The following is a 12,656-nucleotide window of genomic DNA, read 5'->3' as shown; positions in this document are numbered from 1 at the left end:
TAGTCATTGGTCATTAGTCAAAGGACAAAGGACAAATGACTAATGACAAAGAACAAATGACTAAAGTCTTATTCGTTGCTAGTTAGGAAATAAAATGAATACAGCAGAATTATTGGTGCAGTGCCTAGAAAATGAAGGAGTACAATATATTTTTGGACTTCCCGGCGAAGAAAACCTGCACGTTTTGGAAGCACTAAAACATTCTTCGATTAAATTTATTACGACTCGTCATGAACAGGGTGCAGCATTCATGGCCGATGTCTACGGACGCCTAACAGGAAAAGCTGGAGTATGTCTTTCTACTCTTGGTCCTGGGGCAACCAACTTGATGACTGGGGTAGCAGATGCTAACCTCGATGGTGCGCCCTTAGTGGCGATTACCGGTCAAGTGGGAACAGATAGGATGCATATTGAATCCCATCAATATTTAGATTTGGTGGCAATGTTTGCACCTGTTACCAAGTGGAATAAACAGATTGTGCGACCGAGTATTACACCAGAAGTAGTGCGGAAAGCATTTAAACGATCGCAATCTGAAAAACCTGGTGCAGTTCACATCGATTTGCCAGAAAATATTGCTGCCATGCCCGTCGAAGGCAAACCTTTGCGTAAGGATAATAGTGAAAAAAGCTATGCATCTTTTGCTAGCATTCGGGCAGCAGCAGCCGCAATTTGCCAAGCAGTTAACCCATTAATCTTAGTAGGAAATGGGGCAATTCGCGCTAATGCAAGTGATGCAGTCACGCAATTTGCCACATTACTGAATATACCTGTTGCCAATACCTTCATGGGTAAAGGCGTAATTCCCTACACACACCAACTAGCTTTGTGGTCAGTGGGATTACAGCAAAGAGATTTTATTACCTGTGGCTTTGATAACACAGATTTAGTAATTGCGATCGGCTATGATTTGATTGAGTTTTCCCCGAAAAAATGGAATCGTAATGGTGAAATTCCGATTGTGCATATTGGGGTAAGTCCAGCAGAGATTGATAGTAGTTATATTCCCAACGCCGAAGTCGTGGGAGATATTTCAGATTCCCTTTATGAAATTTTAAAATTAGCAGACAGACAAGGTAAACCCGATCCCTTTGCCATCAGCTTAAGATCAGAGATTCGCGCTGATTACGAACAGTATGCCCATGATGACGGATTTCCCATCAAGCCGCAAAAGTTAATTTATGACTTACGGCAAGTGATGGGCCCAGATGATATTGTCATCTCTGATGTTGGCGCACATAAAATGTGGATGGCCCGTCATTATCATTGCCATAGCCCCAATACATGCATAATTTCCAACGGGTTCGCGGCCATGGGTATTGCCATTCCTGGTGCTTTAGCAGCAAAACTCGTTCATCCTAAACGCAAAGTCGTTGCTGTAACAGGCGATGGTGGCTTTATGATGAATTCTCAGGAATTAGAAACAGCCTTGCGTGTCGGTACTCCCTTTGTCACCATAATTTTTAATGATGGTGGCTATGGCTTAATTGAGTGGAAGCAAGAAAATCATTTTGGCAAAGGAAACTCAGCTTTTGTGCATTTTAGCAATCCTGATTTTGTCAAATTCGCTGAAAGCATGGGTTTAAAAGGCTACCGAGTTGAATCAGCTTTAGATTTGATTCCCACCCTCAAAGAAGCCCTCGCTCAAGATGTACCAGCCGTAATAGATTGTCCCGTAGATTATCGAGAGAATCACCGCTTTAGCCAAAAAGCTGATGAGTTAAGTTGTGCGATGTAAAAAGTTAGGAGTTAGGAGTTAAGAGTTAGGAGTTATTTATTCCTAACTCCTTATTAATTTCTACTTCTTTAGTGTTTTGGTAGGGTGCGTTATGTCAAAGGCTAACGCACCGCTTCACTTCATTTCATTTTGAGTTACATCTACTGCACCATAACTTTGATCTAACTTAACGGGACTTAAACATTTTTGAGGGATAAACAAGCCTCAAACCCATACAGGGTTAGGGAAATACACCAAATGCTCAAAAATGGCTCAAACCCAGATATATCAATAAACCAAGCAAAACGATGTCAAAGTCTCTCTGTATATAGATTTGAGGCTTTTTTCTGGGTGTTTTTTGTCTAAGTCCCATTAGACACTTCTTGCTTCTAGCCTTGCCTGAAGGGGGATAGAAACAATAAATTCAGCCCCTTGTCCTAAAATGGATACACATTCCAACTGTCCTCGATGCTTTTTAGTTACAATCTGGTAACTAATAGATAGCCCTAAACCAGTGCCTTTACCAACAGCTTTGGTAGTAAAAAAGGGTGTGAAGAGTTGCGATCGCACATTTTCACCGATACCAGAACCGTTGTCAGCAATGCGAATGACGGCGACATCGCCTTCAACAGTAGTCCGAATTGTAATGATGCCTGGCTGACGTGCGATATCGGCATAAGTCCGATGTTTGTTAAATTCGTCTAAAGAGTCGATCGCATTTGCGAGCAGATTCATAAATACCTGATTCAGTTGTCCAGGGTAGCACTCTACAGGTGGCAGGTTGCCGTACTCCTGTATTACCTGAATTCCGGGAGAGTCTGGCTGGGGTTTGAGCCGATTTTGCAAAATCATTAGGGTACTATCAATGCCATCATGGATATCAACGGCTTTGACTTCAGCTTCGTCTAAGCGGGAAAAGTTTCGTAAAGATAATACAATCTGGCGAATACGATCAGTTCCCACTTTCATTGAAGCCAAGAGTTTAGGTAAGTCTTCCATCAAAAAATCTAAGTCAACTGCATCTATTTCATTCTGAATTTTAGGTGGTAAATTGTGGTTTTGCTGCTGATAAAGTTGTACTACATTCATCAAGTCTTTGATATAATTATTTACATAAGTCAGGTTGCCGTAGATAAAGCTGACTGGGTTATTAATTTCATGAGCAACGCCTGCCACCAACTGCCCGAGGCTAGACATTTTTTCGCTTTGCACCATCTGGGACTGGGTGAGCTTCAATTCATCAAGTGTGTGCTCTAGCTGCTTTGCTTTCTCACGCGCTTGTGTTTCCGAAATTTCCAACTCTTGGGAGTATATGTGTAAATTTGTGTAGAGGCGAGCATTTTCTATAGAGATGGAAACTTGCGAAGTCAATAAGTTCAGTACCTCTAGTCGCTCTGCGGTAAAGGCTCCGGTGGTGAGGTTATTTTCCAGGTAAAGAACTCCAGTTAGCTTACCCTGATGAGCAAAAGGCGAACACAAAACTGATTTAGGTTGATTGGCAATAATATAGTTGTCACTCACAAAACGCTCTGTGTGACTAGCATCGTCTAAAACCAAATTTTCTTTTGTTCTTTCAACATAGTTAATCAGTAAAACTGGCAATTTATGCTTTACTTGCACCAGACTGGACGATCGCACTGTCACTTGATCTCGATCAATGTTTCCTTCGGCTTCAATCACCCACTGGTTCTCCCGTTTTACAAGTAGATAACCCATTTGGGCCCCAGCATTCTCGATCGCGATCGTCATCATTTTCTCCAGCAGCCGATTTAGCTCCATCTCGCTTGAGAGTGCTTGGGATGCTTTAATCGCTGTGCTGATATCTAGAGTTTGGGTTTTAGCTTCAGAAATGTCCTGAATCTGCTTTGTAGCCGTACGCCGCTCGACTGTATCTCTAAAAATTTGGGAATATTGTTCGTCCAGTTGCCGAACTTTACCCGTAGCTTGCCACTTTAAATAGCCATAGCGGGCTTCTTTTAAATAAATTTTGGCAAAGTTTTTCCTATCCTTAGCTAAGTAAAATCGAAATGCCAGTTCGTTTGCCAAGGCTTCATTTTGTAAATAACCGTTTTCGGCAGCAGAAGCGATCGCTAGATCATACAGTTCCATTGCCTGATAATCTTCTTTACAAATCCGAGCAATTTCAGCTTGAATCAGCAGGAACTTGTGTTGATAATTGGTTGGGCAGTGTATTGCCCATTGCTGGAATTTTTCTAAGTTGGCATTTAGTTTATCTAGATAAATCACTTGAGTTTCTGTATCTACCTCCGCATAAGCCCCTGATAAGGCAATACTTTGGTGAAAATAGAAAACAGGATTAATAAAAATCCCTCGCGCTCCCCCAACAAATTTTTCGGCATTCTCTCCATACTCAACAGCTTTGATAAATTCTCCAAACCAATTACAGAGCGCAAGTTTATAGATGTAAACTACAAATGCACTCAACATATCCGAAGATGCCAACGCAAACTCTAACACTTGCTGTTCATCTGCCCAAGTTCCAACAAGCTCGTCAATCTTGTCTGTTGGCTTAGTCAGGTTAGCGATCGCTTCCATAGCCAGCAGATGGTAGTTCAACATATTTTTGTCAATCTTGCGGAGGGTAGGAATAAAATCTTCGGCGACTTCTGCGGTTTTTTCCAAAGATTCATTTCCAAATAAGCATTGCCATAAAAAATTAACTGAACAATAACCAGACCATTGATAAGATCCTGTTTCTAAACCACTATTAAATCCCTTCAACAAATAAGGTTTCCCCTCGCTAATATGGTCTTTGTAATGACAGATTAAACCTCCCCACATATTCAAAATATTCGCTTCTAATTCCTTCGTTCTTAAAATTTCATGCAAACGCAGAGATAGCTCACCAAACTCATAGCCTAAATCTACTTCACCATATTGAAATACTAAGTTGAAGGAATAGAGCATGTAACCAAATACCGAAATCGGTGAGTTGCCATACTGCACTGAAAGTTGAGTTATATTCATCGATGTGATATGCAACGCTTTAGATCCTAAAAAGTAGGCAATGGGCCAGACTTCTTTTAAGATGCGTTGAGCCATTAACTTCTCTTCGTCTTGCATTTGTGGTAGTTCTGCAAGACTAAAAGTTGAGCGATCGCCAATAATTTTTTTTGTTTGATTAAGTTTTTCCAACAGATATGCATCATCAGGATAAGCTGTAAACTTCAAGCCTAAAAGTTCCAAAGTGTTTAACCCAATTTCATAGGCTGAGTTTAAGTCATTCTCCATGCGATAGCACATAATCCGATATTCATTTACGCGACACATATCAAGAGTAGTTTTAACGTTGGTGAAAGTCTGCTCCAAAATCAGCAAAGCTTGCTCATATTCACCATTTAAAAATTCTGCTTCTCCAGATTGTAAATATAAAGTTAACGTCAGTAAATATTTATCTTGCCAGCTATTTTCAGGTAGATAACTCATCCCTATTTTCAGCAATTTTAGTGCAGTTACAAATGCCGAAGATGATTTTGCTCGCTGACCTGCTCTCAGATTTAATTCTGCCAGTTCGTATCTTTCTGCTTGCTCAAAAATCAATGACTCTCCAGCATTGAGATGGTTAACTATCTCAAAAAGATGCTCTTCCAACTGGGCTTTTTCAGTATTATGTAATAGTAATTTTCCTATCTTCAGGTGTACTTGTTGTTGCTGACCGATTGGAATTAAAGAATAGGCAGCTTGCTGAACGCGATCATGCAAGAACTTATAGTCAACTTTTACCACAGTATCGCAGTATATTGCCAATTCAGACGGGTTCAACAACTGAGGAATTTTGTAAGTATCACTTAAAGGTAGAATTAATCCCGCGTGCAAAGCTGACCATAAATCAATTGCTGTTGCTGATGCAGATTTTTCGTTGACTACAGCGAGAATTTCTAAATTAAACCGGTTTCCAACACAAGCAGCTAATTGTAAAACTTGCTGAGTTGGTGATGACAATCTCTGAATTTTATTCACCATTAAATCGACTACATTATCGGTAATGGCTTGTTCCTGAATTTGGTTGAGATCCCACTGCCAGAAACCGGAACGATAATCAAATGTCAAGAGATTATCTTGATGTAGTACTTTTAGTAACTGAGTCAAGAAAAAAGGATTACCTTGGGTTTTTTGAAATAGCAAATCGGCTAAAGGTTCTGCCTGAGATGATTCGCAATTGAACGTGTCACTAAGTAGTTGAGTAATATGAGGTGCTGCTAATGGCTTCAAGAGCAACTCTTCAACGGTTGCCCCAGATGCTCGAATTGCCTCTAGCATTAGCATCAGCGGATGGGTGGGACTAACTTCGTTATCTCGATAAGCCCCAATCAGCAATAGATACTGACTTTCTGGGTCAGTCATCAAGTTCTCGACCAGCTTCACAGAGGCAGCATCTGCCCATTGGAGGTCATCTAAAAACAGTACTAAGGGATGGAGAGCAGCAGTAAAGGCATGAATAAATTGCTTAAACACCCGATTAAAACGGTTTTGAGACTCAGCAACCCCCAGCTGCGGTACAGGTGCTTGCTGTCCGATAATCAATTCTACTTCCGGGATGACATCAATAATAACTTGACCATTAACTCCCAATGCTTGTAGTAATTTATTTTTCCAAACCTCAACTCTGGCTTGGCTTTCAGTTAACAGTTGTCGCATCAATTCTCGAAATGCTTGAATCAAAGAAGCATAAGGAATATCTCGCTTAAGTTGGTCAAATTTGCCACCGATGAAGTAACCTTGTTGCCGCACAATCGGTTTGTGAACTTCGTTAACTAGTGAGGATTTGCCAATACCAGAGTATCCTCCTACCATCACAACTTCGCTTGAACCAAGGCTAACTTTTTCAAAGGCAGCCATTAAAGCCGCCACTTCTACTTCCCGACCGTAAAGTTTTTGAGCTATTTGGAATTGATGTGAAAAATCCTGCTGACCTAAGCTAAAAAGGTCAATGCTTCCTTTTGTTTGTAGTTGTATTGCTGCTTGCTCTAGATCAGCCTTTAAGCCGTAAGCACTCTGGTAACGCTCTTCAGCAGTTTTGCTCAGGAGCTTCATGGCGATCGCAGAGATTCCCAATGGTACATTAGGATTAATCTCGTGAGGAGCTATAGGAATTTTTGCAATGTGACAATGCACTAACTCCATTGAGTCTTGAGCATTGTGGAAGGGAAGCTGACCCGTTAGCATTTCGTAGAAACTGACACCTAATGAGTAAAAATCTGTACGATAATCTAAGGTTCGGTTGATACGTCCGGTTTGCTCTGGCGACATATAAGCCAGTGTTCCTTCTAGAAGGTTGAGGCTACTAATTTCTGGGCTTTCTTTTGATAACAGCGAAGCAATGCTGAAATCAATCAGTTTTATTTTTTCGGTATTAGGGTTATAAAGAATATTTTCGGGCTTAAGATCCTTATGGATAATGTGGTGGGTATGTAACTCTCCCAAAGTTTCAGTAATTTGATCGGCAATGTTAATAAATTTTGTAAGTTCAACTCCTGTAGTAGATATCTGATGTTTTAAGGTTTCTCCACCAAAGTCTTCTAAAACCAGTGCTAGACCATTATTGTAGCCGTTGTCATAACTGATTAATTCATGGGCCTTAATTACACCTGCAATATTCAAGTTTTGGATAATTTCGTATTCGTGCTTGAGTTGAGCAATCTCTTTGATAGTCGGATACTCTGCTTTGAGCAGTTTGATAACAACTGAGTGTCCGTTAGCCTTGGAGTATGCTCGATAAATTACTGTGGCAGCAGCTTCATAAATTAAACTTGTAATACTATAGTCAGGGATGTGAGCAATTAATTTGAACATTAATACTTGTCTGAATGTTGTTTTCTAATAGATTTTGGTCGTTACTATGATAGTTCCCAGAATTCAAGTCAAGTTAACTCTTCAAATGGTAATTAAGTAAAGATTAGCGAGGCTGAACTTTACACCACGCAATAACTATAAACTTTTTCATACAGTATAGGCATCTAGTTTTTCTACGTAATTTTCTACGTAATAGTCTAAGTCTAGTTGTGCTAAATAACTGGCGAATTCACTTACTTGCGTCAGTCCAAGAAGTAAATCGAGCATACAACACTACATTAACGTCGCCTTTAAAGTTAACCCAGACCTGCCACCGCCCCAGTATGCATTCCAGTAAGGCTCACCATCAGCAACACCAACAGCCGAGCCTATTGTGGAGACTAGCTCAGTATATGAAAAAATCTCTGGACTTTCTTTCTTCTACTTTCAAATTCGATCGGAATTGCTAAAGCATTGGCCAAAGCTTCTAAACTAACTTTTTTAATCGATTGCAGCACAATAATCAAAATTTGCAGCAAGAGATATTCGGCAGTACTTAGTTGACTTTAGAGATGTGTTTGGTAGAATTTAGGTAATATTATCAATCTTATTGGTCTTCTTGACAAAACTAGACCGATCTTTTTCTACCATAAATTGTTGCATTCTTTATCTCATAAGCTTTTTAGCCTAAAAAATGGATAAAGTCGAGCTTAGTAGCCCTAGATAAAAAACTTCAGTAGTCAGTATTTTTAACAAATGAAAAATCGTTTGAAACTTACCTTTGACGGTGGAAAAACAGCATTAGCTATTCGAGTTGCTCAACAAGCCGAATTACCAAATGCTCTTGAGGAAATAGGGCTTGGCGGTTCGCGTTCTGTATAAGGAATTAAAATTCTGAATTTTGAGTTTTAGATGAAAAATATAATTAAAATAATTATTCTAATCCTCTTTGGATGTCAATTATATACATAATATCTGAAAAATTTATATTAAAAGGTAGATGCACCGATCCTAAATCGAAAAAATGCTGATTAAATATTTGACAAACTCTTGGATTTCTTTATTGGGAAAGGTATTAATTCCCAACACCATTTCAATTATATAGAGCGCAGCAAGCAACAAAGTTATTAATCCCAGACAATATCTTATTAGTAAGATACTATTTACAGGTGTGAAAATTGTATCTTTTCGGTTCTGTTTTGACCTCTTTTCCTTGCCAAGTAAAAAAACTGCATAAAAGCGCTTTTTATTGAATGGGATAGAAAGCCTGATATCCACAGCATGACGCTTGCTAACCCGCTCCTTAAATACCTTTTGTAATTCTGTCAATTGGGCATCGCTAAAGGTAGCTGCTACTTCAGAAGGAATGCAGGCGAAAAACTGTTGTAGAAAAGTGTCATTTTTGGACGAATATTTAGTTAAACGATTTCTAGGCATATTGTTTTTATTGTCGGTGTGAATAGGCTTCAAAACGTTGGACTATGTTGATCATCCCAACACTTTTGATTACTCCAAGTTCTGTTAGTGTGTTCGCATTCAGATTTATCGAAAATCCAAGGAATAGATGTAGGGTATGGCGAAGTAGAGATGGAAGTAAATGAAGCAAGTGAAGTAAATGAAGACCATAAAAAAGGAAAAATAGTGAAGCTACAACTCAATAAAATGGTTAAAAATCCTGTTAAGAATATAATATTGCCTGCATTGAAAAGAGGATATCTGCCTTTTTCATTTTGCAAGCGCTGTTGCGAACGACGTTCCGAACCTGCTAATAAAACTAGATAAAATCGTAGTCCGGGAATAGGTACTGAAACTCTTATATCTAAAGAATGACGGCTTCCAGCTTGAGAACCGAAACCCCTTTGTATGGCTTTTAGTTGCTCATCAGTGAAAGAATCTGCTATTTTAGGACTAATCTTAGAAAAAAGTCGTTCAAAAATAGGATCAATATGTTCCCGACTTTTCATAATTGTGATTGACTGTATGCGGACGCTCTAACAATAACGCAATTTTATAGCTTAGTCTTTGATATTTCCACTGAAAATTTATCAATTTCTAACTTAATATAAATGATTGCTTTCCAGTTTAATTACTTAATTTTAGAGATGAATTCACTTCAGATATTTTTAATTCTTCCCGATAATTTAATCTAAAAAAAGTTTTGATAAAGTTTAGGCGATCGCAATTAGTAATATATGGCAATCCGCTAGGTTGAAGTCTTAACCCAAATGGTATTGCTCAATAGACTTCTTGATAAAAATCCAAATAAAAGCAAAAGGTCTAATCTCAGTCAATACGTAAAGGTGCAAAGTACATCTTTGCACCTTTATCTGAAATTACGATCCAATCTTGGGCACACTATCTTCAGGCCCGGTGGTGACAATCACCAGATTTTCCGGCTTAATTAAATCCTCAATTGCCTGTTGCATTTGAGCCATAGTGACTGCTTGAATCCGCAGAGGAAAGTCTCGGATTTCTGATCGTGAAAGTCCCAAGACAGCATTATCCAAAATCATGCTTGATACATCACTGGGATTAGCTAAATCCACGGGATAGCTATTGGTAATTGAGCGTTTTGCCGCGTTGAATTCAGCCTCAGTTACTCCTTGTTCGCGCAACTGTTTGAGTAAAGCGAGAGTACTGGCGATCGCTTTTTGGGTATCTCCAGGAGCAGTCTGCATCTGAATCAAGAACGGGCCGGGATTGATTCCGGCAGCAAAACCACTATAGATACCGTAGGTCAGACCTTGGCGATCGCGCACTTCTGTACCCAAGCGGCTCGATAAGGTATCACCACCCAAAATTTGATTCAGCACCAGGGCTGCATAAAAACGCGGGTCTTTCCGAGCGATGCCGTTGTAGCCGATGTAGGTAACAGCCTCTGTTTTACCAGGAATTAGTTTGTTTAAACGTGTCAAAGTTTGCGGTAATGGCACAGATGCTATTTTCAGCACAGGTAACTTACCTGTGGGTTGCCATTTACCAAACACCTGATTTAGCAAAGCTTTTACCTTAACTGGATCAAAGTCTCCAACTAAAGCGATCGTCGTGCCATCTGGTCGGTAGTGTGTCTGGTAAAAGCCAAGCAATTGATTACGAGTAATGCTCTTTAAGCTCTCGGCTGTGGGAAAGCTATGAAATGGATGATTTTCTGGGTAAATTGCTTGCTGAAATAGTTGTCGTCCCAGTCCTTTGGGGTCATCTAGCTGGACTTTAAGACTTGTCAGGGCCCGTTGGCGACTCAGTTCTAACTGATCGGCTGGGAAAGTGGCGTTTTCTAAGACATCTGCCAGAGTTTGAATTAATATCGGCAAGTTTGCGGAAAGCCCCTGACTACTAACGCTAACTCCCTCGCGGCTAGCACTGAACTCTAAACTGGCTCCCCGGTCTTCTAAGGTTTTTGCCAAGTCCAAAGCATTTTTAGTCTGCGTCCCATTCATTAAGTTGTTCGCAGTCAGATTCGCTAATCCAGCTTTTTGATTGCCGTCAAATTCAGTACCGGCGTTAATTTGTCCACTCAGGTTAATGGTAGGGAGGTTGCGATCGCGCAAGAGCAAAACTCGCAAACCATTATTTAAGGTAAACTCTTCTGGTAGTGATTGTTTGCCCGAATCTGTAGCTGATGTAGCAGGTGGGAGATATTTGGCCAGTTCTGCTGGATCAACAGGTTTACCGGGGCTGAAATTTTCCACCGTGCGACTAGAACCAGCGTTAGAAGTTCCTGGTTTACCATCTGGTTGAGTTGGCTCAAAGAAGCCGATGGTTTGTTTAGCCGGATTTAAGTAAGTTTTTGCTACTTCCTGGACTTGATCTGGGGTGACTTTAGCGATCGCAGCCAGATACCGTTCAATATAACGATAATCCCCCGCCACAGTTTGGTTATACCCCAGTTGGGTAGCTTGACTAGTGATGTCTTGATTACCCAAAATATACGAGGCTTGCAGTTGCGTCTTCGCCCGGTTCAATTCTTCTGTGGTAACAGGCTGCTGTTGCAATTTTGCTAAAGATTGCTGGAGTACCTGGGCAATTTTCCCCAACTCTTGACCTGGAGCCGCCGTAGCATCAATTTCATACCAACCGGGTTCGATGAGTTCGGCAGCACCGCCACTCACTGAACTAGCGAGTCCAGATTCCACCAAAGCCTGGTAAAGCCTAGAACTACGTCCACCTGTGAGGATGGCATCCATCACATCAATTGCCGGGACATCAGGATGCTTGATATCTGTTAACGGATACACCGCTTGCAGCAGTGCCGCACTTCCAGGTTGCTTCAAAACGATCGCCGCTTTTTTAGCAACAGAGGTAGGAGCAGTCACCTGGGCGGAATTTTTAGCTACAGCCGTCTTGGGTCGTTTTGGCAACTTACCGTAAGTTTCTTTCACAAATTTGAGTGCAGGTTCTGTGGCAAAATCCCCTGTAATCACCAGCGTCGCATTTTCTGGGCTGTAGTAGGTTTGGTAATAATCCCGCACCTGCTGCACCGTGAATTTCTCTACATCGGCTTTTGTGCCTCCCACAGGTAAGCCATAGGCTCTGCTAGGGAAAGCATCTCGCATCACTGCCCGATTCAGACGATAGCCTGGTGAATTTTCGTACCCCTGTAACTCGGAGATCACCACCCGCCTTTCACTTGTCAGTTGCTCACTCCCAACTAAGGAGTTTTCCATGCGATCGGCTTCCAGTGTCAACAATGCTTCGAGTTTGTCTCGTTGCACTGTGCCAAAGTAAGCTGTTTCGTCATAACTAGTAAAAGCATTGAACTGGCTACCCAAGGCACTAAACAACCTGCCAAACTGCACTGGACGGGCAGTTGTACCCTTGAACATCAAATGTTCTAGCTGGTGAGAAATGCCATTCTCTCCCTTAACCTCGTTACGTGAACCAACTTTATACCAAACTTGCACGCTCACTACTGGGGCGGTATGGACTTCTTTAGTTAGTACTGTTAAGCCGTTGTCCAATACCGTTTTTTTTACCCCTTGGGTGAATGAAAGAGCAGATACAGGTGCGACTGCTGTCGGTGTTGCAGCATTGGTGAAATTGCCTGAAAAAGGCACAATACTTAGCAGGAGGCTAAGAAAAAACCCTACAAGCATATATGAGCGTCGCTTCATAAGCAATGGTAAATGCAAAATTTCTAATTATAAAA

General features: G+C 40.8%; 6 protein-coding genes and 1 pseudogene. 2 read left to right on the top strand and 5 right to left on the bottom strand.

Translation table 11 applies throughout. The annotated features are described in order from the left end of the window. Nucleotides 1–94: 94 nt before the first annotated feature. Nucleotides 95–1,738, top strand: coding sequence for an acetolactate synthase large subunit (locus V7K36_RS26620; RefSeq protein ID WP_335120680.1), 1,644 nt, complete (start codon nucleotides 95–97; stop codon nucleotides 1,736–1,738). Between the two features lie 351 nt (nucleotides 1,739–2,089). On the opposite strand, the gene V7K36_RS26615 is transcribed toward V7K36_RS26620, so the two are convergent. Both V7K36_RS26615 and V7K36_RS26610 read right to left on the bottom strand, forming a co-directional pair. Then, entirely contained in the window at nucleotides 2,090–7,531 is a 5,442-nt protein-coding gene (locus V7K36_RS26615) for a trifunctional serine/threonine-protein kinase/ATP-binding protein/sensor histidine kinase (protein WP_335120679.1), read from the bottom strand. 389 nt (nucleotides 7,532–7,920) lie between these two features. Continuing rightward, nucleotides 7,921–8,049 (bottom strand): annotated as a pseudogene (locus V7K36_RS26610) (IS4 family transposase); the annotation flags it as partial. A gap of 217 nt (nucleotides 8,050–8,266) precedes the next feature. Between V7K36_RS26610 and V7K36_RS26605 the strand changes: the two are divergent. Next, a complete protein-coding gene (locus tag V7K36_RS26605) occupies nucleotides 8,267–8,392 on the top strand; it encodes a hypothetical protein (protein ID WP_335120678.1) in 126 nt (41 codons plus the stop codon). Between the two features lie 129 nt (nucleotides 8,393–8,521). Here the strand turns inward: V7K36_RS26605 and V7K36_RS26600 are convergent, their stop codons facing one another. From V7K36_RS26600 to V7K36_RS26590, 3 genes are all read right to left on the bottom strand, one after another. Then, complete coding sequence (locus V7K36_RS26600; RefSeq protein WP_335120677.1) at nucleotides 8,522–8,947, bottom strand: hypothetical protein; 426 nt, start codon at nucleotides 8,945–8,947, stop codon at nucleotides 8,522–8,524. A gap of 29 nt (nucleotides 8,948–8,976) precedes the next feature. Next, nucleotides 8,977–9,474, bottom strand: coding sequence for a hypothetical protein (locus V7K36_RS26595; protein WP_335120676.1), 498 nt, complete (start codon nucleotides 9,472–9,474; stop codon nucleotides 8,977–8,979). 369 nt (nucleotides 9,475–9,843) lie between these two features. Next, nucleotides 9,844–12,621, bottom strand: a complete 2,778-nt coding sequence (locus V7K36_RS26590; RefSeq protein ID WP_335120675.1) for a M16 family metallopeptidase — start codon at nucleotides 12,619–12,621, stop codon at nucleotides 9,844–9,846. Nucleotides 12,622–12,656 lie beyond the last annotated feature (35 nt).

Source organism: Nostoc sp. (genome assembly GCF_036919555.1).
Lineage (GTDB): Bacteria > Cyanobacteriota > Cyanobacteriia > Cyanobacteriales > Nostocaceae > Nostoc.
This window is presented reverse-complemented; position numbering and strand designations above follow the sequence as displayed.